Source organism: Xylocopilactobacillus apis (assembly GCF_033095965.1).
In the GTDB taxonomy this organism is placed as follows: domain Bacteria; phylum Bacillota; class Bacilli; order Lactobacillales; family Lactobacillaceae; genus Xylocopilactobacillus; species Xylocopilactobacillus apis.
The window spans coordinates 500,484-522,151 of record NZ_AP026801.1; the positions used below are offsets into that span (position 1 = coordinate 500,484).

Consider the following 21,668-nt stretch of genomic DNA (forward strand, 5'->3'; position numbering starts at 1 on the left):
AAAAATGGCCAAAATATTTACTAGTCCAAGCACTTATATTCAAGGATCTGGCATGTTATTAAAAAGTGCCCAGTATTTTCAAAAATATGGTAAAAGAATTCTAATCTTAGCTGATGATAATGTTCTAAATATTATTGGAAAAAAATTTAGCGATTATTTAGCAGGCAATGGATTTGAAATACAAATTGTTTTATTTAGTGGAGAATCATCAGTTAATGAAATTAATCGAATTTCCGCGATTGCTAAAGAAAAACAATCAGAGATAATTATTGGATTAGGCGGGGGTAAGACGATTGATTGTGCCAAAGGAGTTGCGGATAATTTAAATACAACTTTAATAATTGCTCCGACTACTGCTTCAACTGATGCTCCTTGTTCTCGGATTTCAGTACTTTATAAAGAAGATGGCCTGATGGATCATTATCGTTACTACAATCGTAATCCAGAGGTTGTTTTAGTTGATACCAGGGTTATTGTTGGAGCTCCAGTAAGTTTATTGATTTCGGGGATTGCTGATGCCTTAGCAACTAATGTTGAATTAAATGATATTTATCAGGCTCAAAGTAATAATATGGTTTTAGGTCAACAGACAATTGCGGCAAGGGCAATTGGGCAAGCTTGTGAAGAAACACTTTTTGTCTCGGCAAAATTAGCAATTGCTGCAAATAAAGCACATGTAGTAACTGAATCTTTTGAACGAGTTGTAGATGCAAATACTCTTTTAAGCGGTTTGGGATTTGAAAGTGGAGGTTTGGCTGCAGCTCACGCCGTCCATAACAGTTTTACAGCTTTAAAAGGAGATGTTCATAAATTATCACATGGACAAAAGGTTGCTTTTGGTACTTTAGTAGAGTTAATTCTTAATGGGAGCAGCGTAAAACGATTTGAAAAATTCTTAAAATTCGATCTTGAGTTGGGATTGCCCACCACTTTGGCTGATTTACATCTTGAGGATGTTTCTAACGAAGAATTGATGAAGGCAGCTTCATTGTCATGCAGCGAAAATGATACGATGGGCCGGATGCCAGGGATCATTAAACCAGAAGATGTTTTTGCTGCAATTAAAACGGTTGATGAATACAGCTGTGAATATCAAGAGAAAGTTTGACATAATAAGTAAAACACTCCATACGACATTTACTATTTAAAAATCTCATGCCTTAACATCTAGGAATAATTTTATTTATTAAAATTTCCGTTTAAGATTCTAATTGTGTAAAATTCTTTTCCATCTTCTATTATGTATTTACTTAATGAGAAAAAGTGTGCTTTTGTAGAGCATCAGCCACACCGGCATGATCGTTATCGTCAATAATAAAATCAGCTGTTTGAAGAACTTTTTTACTGGCATTGGCTAAAGCAATTCCTGTTCCGGCAGCTTTAATCATTTCTAGATCGTTATCTCCGTCACCGATTGACATTGTTTTATCTAAAGAGATTTTAAAATAGTTAGCTAAATGTTTGAGAGCTGAAACTTTTGACACTTCATGATCGGTAATTTCAAGATAAGTTGTTTTAGAGCGGGCAGCGATAATTTGAAGTTGAGGATTTTTAGCGATTAATGTGTTTAATTCTGAGATTTCTTCAGGCTTTCCCATGCATAGAATTTTATGAATTTCTTTTTGATTATAAGTTTGATCAAGATCAGCAATTTCAGGTTCAAAGTTGATAATTAAAGATTCTTGGCTGCTCCATTCGTTTGGCTTTTCTATATACCAATTGAGGCCAGCGTAACAATTAATACTTATATTTAAATGATTTGCTTTAATTAATTGAATAATTTGTTTTACTGAATCTTTAAGGATGGGCTTTTGAAACAATACTTTATTGTTTTCGCTGGGATCAATAATATAGGCCCCATTTAAAGTTGCCAATGGGACAGTTAAGCCAATTTTGTCAGCTAGAAAAATCATTCCTTTAGCTGGACGTGCCGAGGCTAAGCAGAAAATTCCTTCTGATTTTTCATATTGTCTGATTGCTTTAATAACTTCAGGAAGTAATTCGTGTTTACTATTTAACAATGTCCCGTCAATATCACAAAGTGTAAGTTTAGGTTTAATCATTTAATGCTCCTTTAAATATATTTTAAACCGTTCCTCGTTCAATTAAATCAACGTCAATTATTTCTCGATTTTGTCGAATTGAATTATCTCCTTGGATCATTTGTAGAAGAAGGGTGCTTGTTTTATCAACTATTTCTTGAGTGTTTTGACGGATGGTAGTTAGTTGAGGATAACAATATTTGGCAATTGGTGCATCATCAAATCCAATAACTTTTAAATCTCTTGGAATGTTTAACTCAAGTTCGTGGGCAGCAACTGTAACCTCTGCAGCGATCGTATCACTAATAGCAAAAATTCCAATTGGTAAATTTTGTTCATTTAGCATATTTCTTAAAATGCTGCGAATTTCAATTCCCCGTTGGTCAATATTACTTTTGTGAGATTTAATGGCAACTATTTTGCAATCATTATCTGATAAATGTTGAGATTTCATTTCAATTTGATAACCGCGAATTCGATCTTTAGTAGAAGAGATTTTTTGATTAGACGAACACAATAAAATAGGAGTTGTTCCTGCTTCAATTAGTTTTGCAGTTGCCATTCGGGCGCCTTGTTCATGATTTGATCCTATATAAGTTACATTTGGACTGTCTGAACTTCGATCGATACAAATTACTGGTATTTTAGGATCAATAATGTCTGGGTTATATTTACGAGAACCAGAAATTACTATTAAACCATCAACAACCTTAGCTTCTAACATTTTTAGGTATGTTAACTCACGATCCTTGTCTCTACCAGTATCGCAGATCATTGTTGAATAACCTTTAATAAAGAAATTTTTTTCTAAATTTTCTACTAAATTAGAGAAAAAAGAATTTGCTAAATCGGGAACTAAGATTCCAATTGCATTTGATTTTTGCATTCGTAGCGTTTTAGCAGCAGTATTAGTTTTATAGTTATATTTTTTAATAGCTTTAACAACCCGTTGACGAGTTTCTTCAGAAAAACGACCGTTGTTGTTAATGACTCTTGAAACTGTTGAAACTGAAACACCACAAATTTTGGCAATATCTTTAATTGAAACTTTTCGTGTATTCATCTGCTAGAACCCCTAATCAACCAAAATAAAATACTTCATGAAAAAGCAAGTATTTAAATTATACATAAATAAACTTTATCATGAAGTATTTAAATTAGTTAATCTTGATATTTAGGATTATCAGATTCAACAATTGAGTTAAATAGTTTTGAGTCCTTTCTATCTTCAGCATTTAATTCGTCAATACGTCTTTGGTGTCGACCGCCTTCGTACTTAGCATTTAGCCAAGATTTTACAATCATTTTTGCTAATTCAGATCCGACAACTCGAGAACCAAAAGCCAAAATATTGCTATTGTTGTGTCTTCGAGAAAGTTCAGCTGAGTATGGCTCGCTTACACAAGCAGCCCTTATACCTGGCACTTTATTTGCGGCTAGTGATATTCCAACGCCAGTTCCACAAATAACTATTCCTAAATCTGCATTGCCACTAGATACCGCTTCTCCAACTTTTTTTCCATATATCGGATAATCAGTTCTTTTGTCAGAATAAGCCCCAAGATCCTCTATCTCATAACCTAATTCTTTGACATAATCTATAATTGTTGGTTTTAGTTCAAAGCCAACATGATCTGATCCAAATGCAATTTTAGTCATTAACATCCCCCTTTTAAACGTTTAACAATCGTTTTATAATTATCGTTTTTTCTAAAAAGAGCTGATGATCCAACAATAAATCCCTCTACCCCAATGGAAGAAAGTTCATCAATTCGATTTTCTGAAATAGCTCCATCAACCATTAACTGATAATGGTAATTACTTTTTATTTCAGCCAAAGTTTTAATTTTAGGAATAGTATATTCCAAAAATGGCTGGCCTGAAAATCCTGGATCAACGGTCATTACTAACACATAATCTACAAGAGGTAGTAATTCATGGACACTGTTAATAGAAGTTCCAGGATTAATTGCCAATCCAGGATGTATGCCACGTTCTTTGATTGTTTGAAGTGTTCGACTTGGTATTTGATCCGCTTCAGGATGAATATAAATTATGTTAACTCCTAAATCTGCAAATAAATCAATAAAATTTTGAGGATTTTGGACCATCAGATGAACGTCAATTGTCTTAGTAGTTAGTTTTCGAACTGCTTCGACATCCTCAACTCCTAGAGCCATATTAGGTACAAAACTTCCGTCCATAATATCTAAATGATAAATATCAATATCTGCTTCATTTAGCTCTTTAATTTCTTTTTCAATATTTTGCCAGTCCGCAACCATTAAGGAGGGACAAATTAATTTGTGCAATTTTAAAAACCTCTCTGTTTGTTTAAGTTATTTGAACAAACGTTTTCCCTAATAGAATTATAAATTAAAAAAAATAAAATACAATACATTTGGTAATTAATAAATTAATCTGCTAATATAGCGACTTTTATCGATTTTTGTGAAAGGGCTTGACTTTTTAAAAATATATATCTAGCATTATATCTGAGCAAACGTTTTCTCAAAACAATTACTTTAAAAAGTTTTTTTATTAAGCTAAAGGCATCCGATGGAATTTTATGAAAATAATCGATAATAAATGATTGTAAATGAAAAAATATGGTGATAAACTGTTTTTGGAAACGTTAACTATAAGGAGATATAAATGAAATTAGCAACCAGAATAAATTCTTTTTTACCTCAAAGTAAAAATGATTTAAATACAGTTTTTGAAAAATTGAACCATATCGGGATTAATTATGTTGATCTGAATTATCCAGAACATATTGAGAAATTTTCGCCCGAGGATGTAAGCACAATGCTGAGTGAAAATAATCTAAAGTTAAACGGGTTAGCCCTTAGATTTAAAGACGATTATATCAATGGTGAATTGGGAAATGCTGAAGATAGTATAGCCAAATCTGCAGTTGATCTTTGTAGGAGGGCAATCGATTTTTGTCGGCAAGCAAACGGAAAAGTAGTAACTATTTGGTTAGCTCATGATGGCTTTGATTATAGTTTTCAAATTAATTATGAAAAAGTTTGGAATCAATTGAAAAAGTCTTTTGCTGATATTGCAGATTATGCAACTCCCGATATTAAGATCAGCATTGAATACAAACCATTCCAACCTAGAGCTTATGCGTTTATTGATGGGATGGGAATAACTGGGATGATGCTTGATGAATTAAATCGTCCCAACTTAGGGGTTACTCTTGATTATTGTCATATGCTGATGAAACATGAAAATCCAGCATTTGCTGCAGATATTTTCGGAAAAAGAGGTCAATTGTTTGGAGTTCATTTAAATGATGGCTACGGTTTAAATGATGATGGCTTAATGATTGGTACAGCAACTCCTGTTAAAACTTTTGAATTTTTATATTACCTAAAAAAGAACGATTACGACAATGTGATATATTTTGATACTTTCCCAGTTATCGAAAATGCTGAAGAGGAATGTGTTCAAAATATTAAAACAATTAAAGAGTTTGATAAAAAAATTACCGAAACTGGTGTTGCGAAGATTCAACAAATAATTGACCAAAATGATGCAATTAAAGCTAACGAATTAGTTCATAAATTGTTATTTGGATGTAAATAATTTTGTAGGAGAAAATTAAAATGGATTTTAAAAAGGCGGCTAAAGAAATTTTAGAAAGCGTTGGAGGTCCTGAAAATATTAGTAATATGAGCCTCTGCGCAACAAGATTAAGATTAAATCTCAAAGATCCATCAAAAGCTAATGATGAAGCTGTAAAAAATGTTGATGGAGTTATTAATGTTGTTAATCGAGCTGGTCAATATCAAATTTTAATAGGTACAGAAGTTCCTAAATTATATGAACAATTTGAAAAATTAATTAATGTTGACGAGGTTGCAGATAATGATTCTTCTCAGGAAAAATCGGGTAGCATCATCTCAAATATTTTTTCTGCAATTTCTGCAATATTTGCACCATTATTACCTGCCTTAGCTGGTTCAGGAATTTTAAGAGGCTTACTTATTCTATTTGTTCAGATAGGTTGGATCAAAGAAAAAACTGGAACATATTCAATTTTATTCGTTGCATCAATGAGTGTATTTTATTTTCTTCCAGTTCTTTTAGCTTTTACGTCAGCTAAAAGATTTGGTGCCAGCCCGTATTTATCTGCTTTAATAGGGGCAGCACTGTTACATCCAGACTTTATTTCTCTCATGGGAAGTAAAGGAAATGGGACAGTTACTCATTTTATGAAAATTCCTGTAGTTCTGATGAATTATAATTCAACTGTAGTACCTATAATTCTTTCTATTTGGGCTTTTTCATACTTATATAAATTTCTTGACAAGCATGTAACTGAAAACCTTAAGTTAGTTGTTGTACCTTTGGTTTCTCTTGCTATTATGATTCCTCTTACTGTAATTGTTATTGGGCCAATTGGCGTTTACGGCGGAGAATTGGTTGCAAATTTGGTAAATTGGTTAATTGAAAAGAGTAGTATTTTAACCGGTATAATTGTCGGTGGTGGCTGGAGCGTATTAGTTAGTTTTGGAATTCACTGGGCAGTTAATCCAATTATGATTAATAACATTTCAACACATGGTTTTGATTACATAGTTCCATTTACTTTTGCATGCAATTTTGCAGTAATTGGAACAACTATAGGTGTTTACTTCAAAGCAAAAAATATAAAGCTAAAAAGTTTTGCTTTAACTGGATTAATCACGATTGCTTTATCTGCAATTATTGAACCAACTTTATTTGGACTTTTGGTTAAGAATAGAAAATTATTCTTAGCACAGATCATTGGTGGTGCAGTTGGTGGTGCTTATTTAGGATTAACAAAAGTTGTGACAAATGCTTTTGTCTTTGGAAGTGTTACTACATTTCCTGCATTTGTACAAAAAAATGCTTCTAATTTCATTCAAGCAATGATTGGTTTAGCAATATCGTTGATTGTGTCAGCAATTTTAGCTTATATATTCACTAATAAGGATGAAAAATTGGCATAATTCAAGGTTAATATTTTTTCTCGGCTCTATTTACTGATAGAATACAGTAGAATAATTAATAACCGAGGGTTAATAAATGATTCCTTATGAGAGACAAGAAACAATACTTCAAATTTTATCAAAACAAGAGCTGCTGAAAATCGATGAATTACAAAAATTAATTCCAGACGTGTCTATTTCTACGCTAAGAAGAGATTTAAAAGAATTGGAAAAATCTAATAAAATTGAATATCTTTTCGGAGGTGCTGTGAAACTATCTGAAAATAACGGTGAAGTTTCAATGAGAAAAAAGGTAGACCTTAATCGCGAAAAAAAAGATGTAATTGCACGAATAGCGGCATCACAAATTCATGATGGAGAAACAGTCTATATTGATTCTGGGTCAACATGTTCCTTATTACTAAGAGAAATAGTAAGTAAAAAAATTACTATTTATACAACAAGTACAAGTGTCTTTAATATATCTCAGGAAATAAGTGCTCAAATAATTTTAACTGGAGGAAGTTATAATCCATTAATTTCGTCTTTAAGTGGACCTTTGACGGAAGAGTGTTTACAGATGCTATACTTTGATAAATCGTTTATTGGAGTTAATGGGATTGACATTGAAAAAGGGGTTACTACTCCAAATATTTCCGAAGCAACAAAAAAGAAACTTATTAAAAGTCATTCAAGAGCTACTTATTTAATGTGTGATAGTACAAAATTTCACAAATTTTCTAATATTAAAGCCTTTGATTTAAAAGACGTCTATGTTGTTTCAGATAAATTTGATAAGTCTATTAATACCGTTTCCGATATAATAACAGATCGGAAAAAATAAATTAAAAAGTAACAACAAAAATTATCAATTTTATTAGTTTAATAAACCGATCATAAAGAGGTAAATAATGTTTAAATTTTTACATAAAAATAAATCAGAATCACTTCAAATTCCAATTGAAGGAGAAGTTATTGAATTAAGTAAAGTGTCTGATCCCGTTTTTTCAGAAAAAATGATGGGTGATGGTTTTGGAGTAATTCCAAGTTCGAAAACCATTTATGCTCCAATTTCTGGAAAAATTACTTTTGTAGCAGATACGAAACACGGAATCGGAATTACAAGTGATGATGGCATAGAGCTGTTGCTTCATCTAGGGATTGACACTGTAGAGTTAAACGGCAATCCATTTAAAATTGATGTAACAGTTGGGGATCAAGTTGAAGCTGGCCAAAAATTAGGTGAAATGGACGTAGAAGAAGTTAAAAAATCAGCAAAAGATCCTACGGTTATGGTAGTAGTAACTAACACCAATGATGTTATTTCAGAATTAGTTGTTCAACCTGGTAGTAAAAAAGCGGGTGAGATTGCCGCTCAAGTAACCAAAAAGTAAGATATATAATTTTTTATAGACTTTATCAGAGATTTTCCAAACTTTGATAAAGTCTTTTTTGTTGTTGAATAATCTTTTTTAACATTTACAAATGTAGATTTAAGTAATATACTTTATTTAAAATCTACATTTGTAAACAATAGGAGGCAAAGATGATTAATAATCTATTAGTAGTAATTGGGGCATTGTTGTTAATTGGTTTTATTAGTTGGTGGTTCTTTGTTCCCAGAAAAGAGAATGCAGTTAACGCAAAAGAGACCAAAGATCATCTGCAAAACGTTGAAGTTGTAGTTGATGGAGGCTATAAGCCAAGCACTGTTGTAGTTAAACAAGGTGAACCAGCGGAAATTACTTTTAATCGTAAAGATCCTTCAAGCTGTTTAGAGCAAGTCGTTTTTCCTGATTGGGGCATTAATGAGTTTTTGCCAGAAAAAGAGGAGCATGCGATTAAAATTGATACCAGTAAGCCAGGAGTTTATCAATATGCATGCGGGATGGATATGTTTCACGGAAAAGTTGTAGTTGAGTAGGAGGTGTCAAAATGCAAAAAGCAAAAATTGTGATTAATAAAGGTTACAAACCAGATACAGTAAAATTTAACAAGAGTGATCCAGCGGAAATAACATTTGTTCAGGAGGACTCTTCTGATTGTTTGAGACAAGTTCAGTCCAAAGATTTAAATTTTCAAGTTGAGCTGCCAGTTGGTTCTGAAAAGACAATTAGTATTAAGACCGATCAGGCAGGAGAATTCAATTTTAGTTGCGGCATGAACATGTTTCACGGGAAAGTCATCATCGAATGAGTATCAAAAATCGTTTTATCTTTTCGTTAATTGCAACGATTCCAATGTTAATCAACATGATAGGGATGCCATTTGGCTGGATGCTTCCAGGGGGTGATTGGACATCATTAATTTTGACTAGCGCAATTATGTTGGTTTCAGCAAGGCCTTTTTTACACAGCGCTTGGGCTGCTTTTAAAAATCACCACGCCAATATGGATACCTTGGTAGCAATTGGAACAACAGTTGCTTATCTATACAGTATCTATGCGATGATCAATCATCAGGGAGTTTTCTTTGAGAGTGCTGCTTTTATCATTACTTTCGTTTTGCTTGGACAAGTGTTAGAAGAGAAAATGCGGCATAATGCGTCAAGTGCAGTAGAAAAGCTCCTTGATCTTCAAGCAAAAGAAGCCACAGTTGTTCACAATGATCAATTTATAAAGATTCCTTTGTCCGAAGTGAAAGTAGGAGACATTATTCAGGTCAAGCCGGGTGAAAAAGTTGCTGTTGATGGATTAATCACTGAGGGATCAACAACGGTGGATGAATCAATGGTCACTGGAGAGAGCATGCCAATTACTAAAAATGTTGGCGATCAGGTAATTGGATCAACGATCAACAAAAATGGAACTTTTCTGTTTCAGGCTGAAAAGGTTGGCAGTGAAACAATGCTTGCCCAGATTGTCGAAATGGTCAAAAAAGCACAGACAAGCCGTGCGCCAATTCAAAAGACAACCGATCAAGTTTCAAATGTTTTTGTGCCTCTAGTTTTAATTTTGGCGATTATTACTTTTGTGGCTTGGGATGTTATAATTGGCGGCACTGCTGAGCAAGCAACGATGTTCGCCGTTTCAGTTGTCGTGATTGCTTGTCCTTGTGCATTGGGCCTTGCCACCCCGACCGCATTAATGGTCGGAACGGGACGCAGTGCTAAAATGGGTGTTCTAATTAAAAATGGTGAGGTCTTAGAAGCTGCTGACAACATCCAAACAGTGGTTTTTGATAAAACTGGAACGATTACAAATGGTACGCCAGTGGTCACGGATATAATTGGTTCCCCCCAAGAAATTTTAGGATTGGCTTCCTCGTTAGAAGCGGATTCTGAACATCCGCTGGCAGATGCAATTATGACAAAAGCTCAGGAAAAGAAAATAAAGAGTCAAGCGGTCACTGATTTTCAAGCAATCGCCGGTAAAGGTGTAACGGGACGTGTGAACGGAGAACTTGTCAAAGTCGGAAATGAAAAAATGTTTTCGGGGCAATTACTTGGTTCAGAAATTCAAAACCAAATCGATCTACTGCAAGATGAAGCCAAAACGGTCGTTATTGTTGGAACAGATACGGCAGTTAGAGGATTAATCGCAATTCAAGATGCTCCAAAACCTAGTTCAGCTAAGGCAATTAAGGTTTTAAAGAAACAGGGACTTAAAACAGTGATGTTGACAGGTGATCATCAACGAGTAGCAGATGCAATTGCTAAACAGGTAGGAATTGATCAGGTAGTAGCTGGGGTGATGCCAGAAGATAAAGCCAAAAAAGTGCAAGAGCTTGAGCAGAATGGACCAGTCGCTTTTGTCGGAGATGGAATTAACGATGCCCCTGCTTTAACGATCGCTAACGTCGGAATTGCGATGGGAGCAGGAACGGATATTGCCATCGAATCAGGTGGCATTGTACTTGTTAAAAATGATTTATGGGGCGTTGTCGAAGCACTTGAACTTAGTAAAAAAACTTTCAATCGGATCAAGCTCAATCTTTTTGGGCATTTATCTATAATGCAATTGGCATCCCAATCGCTGCTGGATTTTTTGTGGGGATCGGGTTAACACTCAGTCCAGAATTAGCAGGTCTTGCAATGGCTTTAAGCTCAATTTCTGTTGTATCGAGTTCCTTGATGTTAAATCGAACGAAAATAGTAAGTGAATCAATGCCATCTATTTAGGTTTTTTATGGTATTCTTATTTTACTAACTATAAATAAGGAGCCATTTATGAAAACAATTGGTTTACTCGGTGGAATGAGTTGGGAGAGTACAACGGATTATTACCGGCTAATTAACGAGACAGTGAAGAAGGAATTAGGCGGTCTTCATTCAGCTAAATGTATTTTATATAGTGTTGATTTTGAAGAAATTGAAAAATACCAATTTGCCAATCAATGGGATGAAAGCGCCCGAGTTTTAAGCGATGCATGTCGTTCTTTAGAACGGGCAGGGGCTGATTATATTGTGATCTGTACAAATACAATGCATAAAATTGTTGATCAACTTCAAGCTCAAATCAAAATTCCAATTCTTCACATTGCTGATGTAACTGCCAAAGAATTAAATGATCATAAGATTGATCGAGTAGGACTTCTTGGGACTAAATTTACGATGGAAGAAGATTTTTACAAAAATCGTCTGATCGAAAAAGGTATAGACGTCATGATACCTGATCATGATGAATGTGAGAAGGTCAGTTCAATTATTTATGATGAATTGTGTCTCGGTCAAATTAACGAAGATTCAAAGCAATTTTATCTTAAAATAGTCGATGAATTGCATCAAAAAGGAGCTCAGGGAGTAATTCTGGGATGTACTGAAATTGGTGAACTGATTCAACAAAAAGATACCAAAGTTCCTTTGTTTGATACCACACGCATTCATGCCGTTAAAGCGGCTGAGATGGCGATTAGTAAGTAGAAATAGTAAAAACCAGCTGTAAAGGCTGTTTTTTTTATTTTGGAATAATTTTCATAATTAGTTCCATCATCTGATCAGGAGGCATTGGTTCATCACTGCTAAGCCAGGTCGCAAGAATATTGCTTAGTCCTCCAAAAACAAAGCTGGCTTGGAATTTATTTTCCAATGGATCATTAGACTTCCAGGTGGTGTTGTATTCCAAGTAGCGATTGATTGCTTGCTCTTGCCAAACTTCCATAAATTTTTGATAGATTTTTTTTCTCATCAAAAGTTGAATAAATGATTTTTGATCCCACCAGAAATTAACAAACAGTTCAAGTGAATGCTCCGCCGTCCTTTCAGTAAGTGGAATCTTTACCATTTCATGAATAAAGGTATCTATAATTTTGAGATAGCCGTATGCCAAAAGCTCATCTTTGTTTTTAAAAGAATTATAAAAAGTCTTTCGCGTTAAATCAGCGTGTTGAGCAATTTCAGTGATCGTAATTTCGCTGTAGTCGTTAGTTTCTAATAATTTAAGCAATGATTCCCAAAGCCAAACTCGTGATTGTTCGGCTATTTTTTGTTTTCCGTTCATTAATTTTCTCCATCGGTGACAAATATCTAAATTTGTATCACTTGTTCAAAAACTATTTCTTTTCGTCCTTTTACCAAGTATACTACAAAACGAAATCAAAGGTTACAAATGTATAAGATATATACATATGGATACGGAGGATAAAATGAAATTTATTGAAGTTAAGGACATGGTGAAGGAATTTCGAACTGGGAAAAGTGTTATTAGAGCGCTAAACAATATTAGTTTTGGGATTGATCAAGGGTCGTTCAATGTGATCTTAGGACCAAGTGGGTCTGGCAAAACAACGATGTTAAATATGCTTGGCGGCATGGATACTTTAACTAGTGGTTCGATCAACATCGATGGGCAGAAAGTTTCAAGTTTAAACGAGTCTCAGCTCACTGATTATCGGCGTTACTACGTGGGTTTTGTTTTTCAATTTTATAACATTATTCCATCGCTCAACGTTTTTGAAAACGTGGATTTGGTAAAAAATTTAGGTGGATCTGATTTTGATCCGAAAGAGATTCTCGAATCTGTCGGTTTAAAAGACCGAATAAATAATTTTCCGCAAGATTTATCAGGTGGAGAGCTGCAAAGAGTTTCAATTGCCAGAGCAATTTGTAAGAATCCAAAAATTTTGCTTTGTGATGAACCAACAGGAGCGCTGGATACAAAAACGGGTCAAACAGTGTTACAGATATTATCTTCAATGGCAACTAAATATAAGAAAACTGTCATTGTTGTTACTCACAACTCGAAAATTGAAGCGATGGGTGACCAAGTCATCAAAATAAAGGACGGTAACTTAGAGGATGTTATTCAAAATAAAAATCCTAAAAAAACTACCGAAATTGAGTGGTGAAGATTATGTTTAAAATTTTATTACATAAAAACTTAAGAGATTTTAAAAGTAACTTTTCAGAATTTTTTTCAATCTTTATTCTTTCATTAATCAGCATTTTAGTTTTTGCAGGCTTGTATTCAGCAAGTAATGGAATGGAGCATGAATTTAATTCATGGGCTCAAAGCTCAAAGATGGCAGATGAATGGGTGACCGTAAAGGGAGCAAACTCTAATGACATTCATAAATTACTCAAAAAGAAAAGCGTTAAAGATGTTCAAAAGCAGTACGTTTTTAATTCGTACACTGGTTCAACAGAATCAAAAAAGATGTTACAAACAGTCGTCATTAACAATAATAAAATTTCTAAACCTGATATCGGATCGGGAAAGAAGATTTCTTTTCAAACAGAGGGAGTTTGGCTTGATCAGAAGTTTGCAAGATCAAATAAATATCATGTTGGAGATTACATTGATTTAGATTCAGGGAATGGAGAAAAATCCTTTGAAATTAAAGGACTTATTGTTAGTCCAAATTATATTGGTTATACCGGCCCCAATAATAATATAATTGCAGATCATAAAAGATATGGTTATGTGATAACTAATACCAGGACAATGTCGGTACCCAAAAATCAATTTAATCAAGTATTGGTTACTAAAAATAAGGGTTATTCAGGGAAAAGGTTAGAAAAAGATACCAGAAATGCTTTATCAACTAAAGTAATTTCTTTGGTCGATCGCAACACTTTCAATAATGTATCTAAATTTATCAACAAATATAATAGCATTACAAAAATGGCTGTAATGTTTAGTCTGATATTATTCTTGTTAGTATTATTGGTAACTCAAACAACGATTTCAAGATTGGTTAATAATCAAAGGAATATTATTGGGCTTTTTCGAGCACTAGGATTAAAGAAAAGATCCATAATTGCTCATTACAGTATCTATGGAGTCATTACCACTTTTCTTGGTGGATTAGCCGGAGCCTTTTTAGGAATGGAATTCATTTCGAAACTAATTTTAAGTAAGCAAGAACCGCTTTTTGGAGTTCCTGTGTGGCAGGCGAGGATCAGTAATTTAACATGGATAATCCTCGGAGTCTTAGTTTTAATTAGTTTAATGGCATCGATTTGGAAAATAATGCAAATCTTAAAAAATAAGACTGCTGAAATCCTACAGAAAGAAACGGTCACCAATTCTTCAAAAAATATTTTTGAATATTTTCCGAACTTTTGGAATAATCTTCGTTGGAATTGGAAATGGGTTCTAAGAGATAAATCGAGGGCAAAATCAAAGGAATTGATTGGAGTGATTGGAATTGTTGGTTCTTTAATGCTTTTAATTGCTAGTATTGGGATTGAGCAGTCTTTAAATAAAACTAATCATGATACTTATACAAATGTTTTCCAATATCAGACAGAGTTAAAAATTTCTCCTCTTAAACATCAAGAATCCTTTAAAAATCTTAAAAATAAGTTAGGTGCTGATGATCAAGAAATTGAACAGACATCATTAAACATTCGAACATCGCAGGGAGAAGCTGTCACCTCAGGTAATATAATTTCAAAAGGGATCTATTTAAAACTACCGCTAGAAAGCAATCGAACCGTTAATCTTCAAGCTAAAAACGGGGTATATGTAACTAATTTTGCAGCTAAAAAATTAAATATCAAAACTGGCGATAATGTCGAGATTAATAGCGCAGCGATGGTTAACAAAAAAATTGTTCCAATTTTGGGAATTATTAAAATTAGTTCTCCACAAGGAATTTATTTAAGTAAAAATTATTGGGAAGATCTGAAACAGCCATTCGTTCCAACCTCTCTTTATACGACTCATAACATTAATAAATCGATTAAACATAATAAGTCTGTCGATCAGGTAAAAACTATCGACGAAAATTTAAATGACACCAATAAATTATTAGATTCATTTAAAAGCATTATTGTTTTGTTAATCGTATTCTCACTATTTTTAAGTTGGTTTGTTTTATATAACTTAGGCATGCTTAACTTTACTGAAAGGTATCGTGAATATGCGACGATGAGAGTATTAGGCTTTCGACTGAACGAGATTCGGTCAGTAATAATTAAAGATAATCTGTTGACTTGGTTGGAAGGAACCATTATTGGGATTCCTTTGGGATTGGCATTTTTGAAAGCTTATGTTTCGATTGCGAACAGTGATACAAGTGAATTTTTCTCATATATAAGTATCGGAGGGCTAGTGATTGCCGGTGGAATTTTATTCGTTAATGTAGTATTAATTGCATGGTTAATTTCACATCACATCAAAAAAGTCGACATGGCTTCAGCGCTTAAAAGTGTGGATTAGCTCAATTTGTTACAATATGTTTAGAGAGGTATTTAAAGATGACAGTTAAAAAAGTGACATTGAAGAATTTACAAAATAATTTCAACATATTTGCTGATGAAGTTGTTCAATACAATGATACTTTAATTATCACCCAACCAAATCAAAAAAATGTTGTGATGATTTCTGAATCAGAATACGATTCTTGGCAGGAGACCAATTATCTTTTAAATACAAAAGCCAATCGAGAAGCACTAAAAGAATCGATTGAAGAATTAAATAACAAAAATGTTCATTCTTTTAACCCTGATTAAACAAAAATCCAGCTGTCAAAGGCTGGATTTTTAAATTTCAAAAATAAAAGTGACGAGTCCGTCGCTGCCATTTTCGGCTGAGAGCTTACCGTTTAGTTTGTCGGCACAAGCCTTTGCAATAGCAAGTCCCATCCCAAAGCTGTTACTTTTACCTTCTCTTGATTGATCGACACGATAAAATCGTTCAAAGAGAGAGGATAGATCTTTCGAGGAAATTGGCGACCCACTATTTTTGACTATAAAACTAGCTCCATTTGCACTTTTATTTAAAATTAATTTGATTAAACCACCTTTGGGAGTGTATTTCACGGCATTTTCTAATAGAGCTTGAAAAATTTGCTGAACTAAATCTTCATCCGTATTAACTGTTACCGTAGAATTAATTTGATTATCAATCTGAAGTTCTTTTTTAGTAATAATGGCAGCCATTTGGTCAATTTCGCTCTCTAAGATTTTACTTAGATTCACTTCTTTATTTTGAATTGGAAGCTCACCGCTTTCAATGCGAGATAGTTTGAGCATTCGTTCAATGAGCTTCTCCATTCGTTTCGTCCCGTGCAAAATGTTATTAATCCATTTTTCTTGCGAGACAATCGTATTTTCAGGTTCAGAAAGTAAAACATCTACATTAGCATTGATAATAGAAACTGGGGTTTTCAGCTCATGTGAAGCATCGGCAATAAATCTCTGCTGACTCTCCCAAGTCTTTTTTACGGGTTTAAAGAACAGGTTTGTAAAGTAAAAGCTGAGGGCTAAGATCAACAATAAGGCAACGATTCCAACATAAAGGAATAATAATCCAGTTTTCTTAATTAATTCTTGATTTGCAGTAATATCAAGACAGGATAGCATTAAAGAATTATGATCAACTTCTGTACTAACCGCGATTTGACCGTTTTCGTTGCTAAAATTAGGCTTAGAAGCGTTTGAAATCTGATATTTCCACGTATGGCCATTAACAACAACTTTTCCTTTGTTGTGACCGTCTTTTTTGACAGCAGCGACGATTTTTTTATAATTATTTTTTTTAATAAAAGGAGCTAACATCTCTTTAATAGTACGATCTTTATTTAACTTTGCATTGAAAAAAATATTGTTGCTGTCCTCAACCACGGCTGATGATTCAAATGATGAAATCTCATTACTTTGAGTGTTTTCTTTTGGATCAGGTAAAGATCCTTGAATTGACGAAGTTGCTTGGCTCACGATAGATTCCATTGATTTGTCAATGAGCTTTTCTTGTTCATGCGAAAAAATTGTAAAAATAGAAATAAGAGCAGCCAAAAAAACAAGCGAGATTAGACTAATTTGAAGCAGTAAAATCTTCTTTTTAAAAGTTTTAAGCATTATTGTTACCTGAATCTAAGAGATAGCCAGAGCCTCTGATTGTTTTAATAGAAACTGTGGATTTAAGTGATTTTAGTTTTTTGCGTAAAAAATACATTTGGATCTCAACATTATTATCAACAGCATCAGAATCGTAGCCCCATATTTTTTCGATCAAAAGTTCTTTTGAAGTCGCTATTGTTTTATTACGAATTAAAACTTCAATTACTTTAGCTTCTTTTGGAGATAGAGTGACTTCATTTTCTTGGCAGTTAAGTTCATGAGTATGAGGATTAAAAGTTAAGTCGCCAAAATGAAGTCCTTGAACCTCAAGGCTTTGTGGTCGCCGCTCGATAGCTCTAATTCTTGCCAGTAATTCGTCAACATGAAAAGGTTTAGTTATATAATCGTCTGCACCGCTATCCAGTCCCACAATTTTATCTTCAGTTTGTCCTTTAGCTGTAAGCATAATTATGGGGACCGAAATTTTATTTTTACGAATTTCTTTTAGAATCTCGATTCCATCAATTTTGGGAAGCATGATATCTAAGATAATTAAGTCATAAATTGCACTTAGGGCACAATCTCGCCCATCTTCACCATCGTAGACAACATCAACTAAATAACTATTTCTTTTTAGTACTTCTGCAACTGCATCAGCAATCGCAGCTTCATCTTCTATTATTAAAATTCTCATTTTATTACCGTTATCAAAAAGCAGGGAACAAATCCCTGCTATTATTTACTATTTGAAATTTTTTTCATATCCCTTTGGAATTGACTCACTCCAATTTTTTCCACCATCAACTGAATAAAGAGTTTTGCCTTTTTCCTCTTTAACACTGAGGCTAGAGCTCTCTTTGACTTCACTAGAATCTTCAGGCTCTTTTGGAGCTTCGCCATTTCCAACGCTAATAGAAGTAACACCATTTTTATCTTTTGAGTAGTGTGCTCCGTCAGGCAGTTCAGTGCTTTCGGTTTTCCCATTATCAGTGCTGTATTTTACTTTACCGCTGTTATCAATAGATCCTTTTACATCTGTTAAATTACTAGCAGCGAAGACTGTTGCACCTCCGACCGAAAGTAAGGCGATAGAAAGAGTTAAGACAGCCATCTTTTTATTTTTAAAGTTCTTCATGTTTGGTTCCTCCATGTAATTTTTGTCAATTGTTTTCAACTGACGAGATAAATATAAAGGAGAAACCTTTAGAAAAGCTTTAATAAGTCGACATTACCAAATATTTTTAAACTAGACAAGTTAAAAATACCATTATTAGAGGATTGAGAATAGTATAGACAGCTGATCGATTAGTCAAAAAGTTCTTATATTTAGATTTTTGCGTAATTTTATATATATGGCATAAAAAGGGAAGAATATAAACTGAAAAAATGTAAGTAAGCAGTTAAAAATGTCCTAAATTATGAAAATATAGAAAAGGAGAATTTAAATTTGTTGGAAGAAATAAATATATCAAAATTAAAACTAGATGATCAAATCATATGTAGAGGAGAGGCAAAAAAAATAGGGGCTCGTGAAGCGTTACAGCTAAAACTCCGAGAAGGGATTAAACCACCCAAAATTAAAACAGCGAAAACTAAAATGAAAGATGGTGAACTTGCTGATCAAATTAAGAAATTTACTGGATTAAAAGAGCATAAATTTAAACCGATAAACTACAAAATAAAGTATTTTCCACGATGATTAATGATCTTAATGAACCAACGGAAAATTACGATGCAACAGATAATAAGTGGCGTGAGGGTGGACAGGAAGTGATCATGATCCCTTGGGTGACGTCCTCACGGCTGCTGAAATTCAGCAAGCTTCAGCAAATCTGACTAAGACAACGACTTATGTTTGGGATCAGCGTGGAATAGTGTTGTTAGAAGCACTGCCAGCTATTGATTTTGGAACGTGTCGAGGATCAGAACGCATTCATAACTACAAGAGTGACGATCACCAGTTTAAGGTTACTGACAACCGCAACAGGCGTAAGAAAAAGAAGTGGCGGATCTAAGGGTCAGACTCTTTTTTTGTTTTAAAAGGAAAAATTTAGTACAATTAAACAATAATTTGATGAATTTAAGAATTGGATCTCGTTTGCGTAATCTTTTATATAAGCCTAAAAAAGGAAGGATATATATAATTGCGCAAAAGAGAAATTTTACCATCAAATGATTTATTATTTAAAAAATTATTTGCCTCACCCAAGAACCGTCATATTTTAATCGGCTTCATTCATGATATGATCGGTTTAAACGTTGTAGATGTAATAATCGAAAATCCATATAATATTAGAACCTTTAAAGTGACGGAAGATCAGCAGGAATTCTTAGAAACAGAGGTTGATGTATTAGCCCGGCTTGATGACGGAAGTCTGGTAACCATCGAACTGCAGGTAAGAAGAGAAGCGCATTTTATCGAACGTTCACTGCATTACCTGTCATAGAAATATGTGTCGAATTATGCGAGAAGAGATCTAGAGAAATTAAAGGATGATATTAAAGAGGATAAATATGGGTCATTGAGACCAGTGTATGGGATTAACATCGTGTACTTTGATTTATTTAAAGAAGACGACAAAGCGTATCATCGATTTACGATGTATGATGTAAAGAATAAAATAGAGTTAAAGAATGAAGATGGCTTACCGCTGTTGAGTGTGATATATTTTGATTTAACAAAGCCCCGAGACACGCTTGAAGGAGAGATGCCGTATTGGTACGATTATCTAAAGAGCAATAAAAGGGTCGAAGAAGCACCGGAGTACCTGCAGGATGCATATAAAGTAACAAGTTATGAAAATTTAGAGATGGAGGAACGAGAGATGTTGGATGCCGTAGAGAGAGCGAGATCAAAGCTGGATGCACAGATGTTGTATGCCGAAGAAGAAGGCAGAAAAAGAGGCGAAGAGCAAGGCGTTAAGCAAAATAAAATTGAGACTGCAAGGAAGATGCTTAAAGCGGGAGAAACTATAGATAGAATTCATAGATTCACTGGATTAAAGATTGATGAAATTAAAGACTTGGAATAACACTTTTAATGCCAATTTTATAAAATGTTGGATAAATATTCACAAAATTTGTTGACATTTGTCTACTACATGGATTACACTACGTTTATTCAATGAAATCGGGAGTAGATTATTGGTAAATATTAATAAACTGCGACAATTGAATAATTATTTATACTTTCGTTTATTTTGTTAGTGTTTGTACTTATTATTTAATAGGTGCAAATACTAAGTCACAAGTGTTTACACCTGTTGGAACGAAAGTTTATTTTCATGAGTAAATAAGCCTAACAGGTCTGAAATCTGTTAGGAACTAAAAAATATTATTAAACCTAACGGATTTATAAAATCAGTTAGGTTTTTTTGTTAGAAGGAGGAATTGAATGAAATTTATTTTAACAAGCGTTAGAGATGACGAAATACCTGCAATTAAAGAATGGCAGAAACGCCATCCGGGATCGGAGATTGATACGGTAGACTGGGAATTAGGCATGGATACTGTTGATAAGATAAAAGGTTACGACGGAGTCGTAATTCAGCAGCGGGGGGTTATTGACGATAGGGTTTATCCAAAACTGAAAGATATGGGATTTAAGCAAATTTCTACCAGAACGGCTGGCTATGATATTTTTAATTTAAAGCTAGCAAAAGAAAATGGATTAACTATCACAAATGTTCCAGCCTATTCTCCTCGTTCGGTAGCTGAATTAGCTTTAACGCATACTATGCGTTTAATTCGTAATTTACAGCAGTTTGATGCTCGAATGGCTGAGCAGGATTTTCGTTGGGCGGGGCTTCAAGCGACGGAAATCCATTCAATGACGATTGGTATTATTGGTGCTGGTCGAATTGGCGGAACTAGTGCTCAGATGTTTAACGCTTTAGGAGCTAAGGTTATTGCTTTTGATGTTAAACCTAACCATGAGTTGGACAAGATTTTAACTTTTAAATCAAAAGAGGAAGTTTTAAAAGAATCAGATGTTATTTGTCTGCATGTTGACTTAAATGAAACTTCTAAGAACCTAATTGATGCTGAAGCCTTAAGCATGATGAAACCAACGGCTTATATTGTTAATGAATGTCGGGGTCCAGTCATTGATACCGATGCATTAATTAATGCGTTAGAAAATAAACAAATCGCAGGAGCTGCTCTTGATACATTAACTGGGGAAGAGAATTTCTTCAATATTGATCTAAGGGGTAAAGAAATTCCAAGCGAACAATTAAAAAAGTTACGTGGTATGGTAAACGTCATTTTAACTCCTCACGTTGGATTTTATACTAATATTGCTGTTCAAAATATGGTTGATATTTCTTTAGATGATGCACTTAGTATCATCGAAGGCGGCACCAGCGAACATACGGTAAACTAAGAATTACGGTCATTAGGGGGATAGTAATTCATTTATTACAGTGTAAGTAATTA

At 33.9% G+C, this 21,668-nt stretch carries 22 protein-coding genes and 2 pseudogenes; 16 read left to right on the top strand and 8 right to left on the bottom strand.

What is annotated here, in order from left to right; genetic code table 11:
- Positions 1-4: 4 nt before the first annotated feature.
- Positions 5-1,108, top strand: a complete 1,104-nt coding sequence (locus tag R8749_RS02315) for a glycerol dehydrogenase (RefSeq protein ID WP_317697657.1) — start codon at positions 5-7, stop codon at positions 1,106-1,108.
- A gap of 142 nt (positions 1,109-1,250) precedes the next feature.
- On the opposite strand, the gene R8749_RS02320 is transcribed toward R8749_RS02315, so the two are convergent.
- From R8749_RS02320 to rpe, 4 genes are all read right to left on the bottom strand, one after another.
- Positions 1,251-2,063, bottom strand: coding sequence for an HAD family hydrolase (locus tag R8749_RS02320; protein WP_317697659.1), 813 nt, complete (start codon positions 2,061-2,063; stop codon positions 1,251-1,253).
- Positions 2,064-2,085: 22 nt separating this feature from the next.
- Positions 2,086-3,105, bottom strand: coding sequence for a LacI family DNA-binding transcriptional regulator (locus tag R8749_RS02325; RefSeq protein WP_317697662.1), 1,020 nt, complete (start codon positions 3,103-3,105; stop codon positions 2,086-2,088).
- Positions 3,106-3,203: 98 nt separating this feature from the next.
- Complete coding sequence (rpiB, locus tag R8749_RS02330) at positions 3,204-3,701, bottom strand: ribose 5-phosphate isomerase B (RefSeq protein WP_317697664.1); 498 nt, start codon at positions 3,699-3,701, stop codon at positions 3,204-3,206.
- A complete protein-coding gene (gene rpe / locus R8749_RS02335; RefSeq protein ID WP_317697666.1) occupies positions 3,701-4,354 on the bottom strand; it encodes a ribulose-phosphate 3-epimerase in 654 nt (217 codons plus the stop codon). The genes rpiB and rpe overlap by 1 nt, the downstream gene beginning before the upstream one ends.
- Before the next feature lie 343 nt (positions 4,355-4,697).
- On the opposite strand from rpe, the gene R8749_RS02340 reads away from it, so the two are divergent.
- The 8 genes and pseudogenes from R8749_RS02340 (at position 4,698) to R8749_RS02375 (ending at position 11,867) form a co-directional block, all read left to right on the top strand.
- Positions 4,698-5,636 (top strand): sugar phosphate isomerase/epimerase family protein, encoded by a 939-nt coding sequence (locus tag R8749_RS02340; RefSeq protein WP_317697668.1) that lies wholly within the window; start codon positions 4,698-4,700, stop codon positions 5,634-5,636.
- Between the two features lie 20 nt (positions 5,637-5,656).
- Entirely contained in the window at positions 5,657-7,027 is a 1,371-nt protein-coding gene (locus tag R8749_RS02345) for a PTS transporter subunit EIIC (RefSeq protein ID WP_317697671.1), read from the top strand.
- 76 nt (positions 7,028-7,103) lie between these two features.
- Positions 7,104-7,850, top strand: coding sequence for a DeoR/GlpR family DNA-binding transcription regulator (locus R8749_RS02350; RefSeq protein WP_317697674.1), 747 nt, complete (start codon positions 7,104-7,106; stop codon positions 7,848-7,850).
- Positions 7,851-7,917: 67 nt separating this feature from the next.
- On the top strand, positions 7,918-8,400 hold the full coding sequence (locus R8749_RS02355; RefSeq protein ID WP_317697677.1) for a PTS sugar transporter subunit IIA: 483 nt from the start codon (positions 7,918-7,920) through the stop codon (positions 8,398-8,400).
- A 152-nt stretch (positions 8,401-8,552) separates the two neighbouring features.
- A complete protein-coding gene (locus R8749_RS02360) occupies positions 8,553-8,930 on the top strand; it encodes a cupredoxin domain-containing protein (RefSeq protein ID WP_317697679.1) in 378 nt (125 codons plus the stop codon).
- An 11-nt stretch (positions 8,931-8,941) separates the two neighbouring features.
- Complete coding sequence (locus R8749_RS02365) at positions 8,942-9,202, top strand: cupredoxin domain-containing protein (RefSeq protein ID WP_317697681.1); 261 nt, start codon at positions 8,942-8,944, stop codon at positions 9,200-9,202.
- Positions 9,199-11,126 (top strand): annotated as a pseudogene (locus R8749_RS02370) (copper-translocating P-type ATPase). The gene R8749_RS02365 and the pseudogene R8749_RS02370 overlap by 4 nt, the downstream one beginning before the upstream one ends.
- 48 nt (positions 11,127-11,174) lie before the next feature.
- The gene (locus R8749_RS02375) at positions 11,175-11,867 is read left to right on the top strand and encodes an aspartate/glutamate racemase family protein (protein WP_317697683.1); all 693 of its coding nucleotides are present in this window, start codon (positions 11,175-11,177) and stop codon (positions 11,865-11,867) included.
- 34 nt (positions 11,868-11,901) lie between these two features.
- Here R8749_RS02375 and R8749_RS02380 read toward each other — a convergent pair whose 3' ends face one another.
- Positions 11,902-12,444, bottom strand: a complete 543-nt coding sequence (locus tag R8749_RS02380; protein ID WP_317697686.1) for a TetR/AcrR family transcriptional regulator — start codon at positions 12,442-12,444, stop codon at positions 11,902-11,904.
- A 145-nt stretch (positions 12,445-12,589) separates the two neighbouring features.
- Here R8749_RS02380 and R8749_RS02385 point away from each other — a divergent pair, with 145 nt between their 5' ends.
- Genes R8749_RS02385 through R8749_RS02395 form a run of 3 tightly spaced genes read left to right on the top strand, consistent with a single transcriptional unit; the run spans position 12,590 to position 15,902 of the window.
- A complete protein-coding gene (locus R8749_RS02385; RefSeq protein ID WP_317697689.1) occupies positions 12,590-13,291 on the top strand; it encodes an ABC transporter ATP-binding protein in 702 nt (233 codons plus the stop codon).
- A 5-nt stretch (positions 13,292-13,296) separates the two neighbouring features.
- Entirely contained in the window at positions 13,297-15,609 is a 2,313-nt protein-coding gene (locus tag R8749_RS02390; protein WP_317697691.1) for an ABC transporter permease, read from the top strand.
- Between the two features lie 38 nt (positions 15,610-15,647).
- On the top strand, positions 15,648-15,902 hold the full coding sequence (locus tag R8749_RS02395; protein WP_317697694.1) for a type II toxin-antitoxin system Phd/YefM family antitoxin: 255 nt from the start codon (positions 15,648-15,650) through the stop codon (positions 15,900-15,902).
- 30 nt (positions 15,903-15,932) lie between these two features.
- Here the strand turns inward: R8749_RS02395 and R8749_RS02400 are convergent, their stop codons facing one another.
- From R8749_RS02400 to R8749_RS02410, 3 genes are read right to left on the bottom strand one after another with little or no spacing between them, the layout of a single operon-like run.
- A complete protein-coding gene (locus R8749_RS02400) occupies positions 15,933-17,249 on the bottom strand; it encodes a sensor histidine kinase (protein WP_317697696.1) in 1,317 nt (438 codons plus the stop codon).
- Positions 17,242-17,925 (bottom strand): response regulator transcription factor, encoded by a 684-nt coding sequence (locus R8749_RS02405; protein ID WP_317697698.1) that lies wholly within the window; start codon positions 17,923-17,925, stop codon positions 17,242-17,244. Before R8749_RS02405 ends, R8749_RS02400 begins: the two co-directional genes overlap by 8 nt.
- Before the next feature lie 48 nt (positions 17,926-17,973).
- Positions 17,974-18,366, bottom strand: a complete 393-nt coding sequence (locus tag R8749_RS02410; protein ID WP_317697700.1) for a hypothetical protein — start codon at positions 18,364-18,366, stop codon at positions 17,974-17,976.
- Positions 18,367-18,678: 312 nt separating this feature from the next.
- Here R8749_RS02410 and R8749_RS02415 point away from each other — a divergent pair, with 312 nt between their 5' ends.
- The 4 genes and pseudogenes from R8749_RS02415 to R8749_RS02430 all read left to right on the top strand — a co-directional run bounded on the left by R8749_RS02415 (position 18,679) and on the right by R8749_RS02430 (position 21,615).
- On the top strand, positions 18,679-18,930 hold the full coding sequence (locus R8749_RS02415) for a hypothetical protein (RefSeq protein ID WP_317697704.1): 252 nt from the start codon (positions 18,679-18,681) through the stop codon (positions 18,928-18,930).
- A gap of 85 nt (positions 18,931-19,015) precedes the next feature.
- Entirely contained in the window at positions 19,016-19,246 is a 231-nt protein-coding gene (locus R8749_RS02420; RefSeq protein WP_317697706.1) for a hypothetical protein, read from the top strand.
- A 129-nt stretch (positions 19,247-19,375) separates the two neighbouring features.
- Positions 19,376-20,263 (top strand): annotated as a pseudogene (locus R8749_RS02425) (Rpn family recombination-promoting nuclease/putative transposase).
- Positions 20,264-20,625: 362 nt separating this feature from the next.
- A complete protein-coding gene (locus R8749_RS02430) occupies positions 20,626-21,615 on the top strand; it encodes a D-2-hydroxyacid dehydrogenase (RefSeq protein ID WP_317697709.1) in 990 nt (329 codons plus the stop codon).
- The last annotated feature ends 53 nt before the right edge of the window (positions 21,616-21,668 follow it).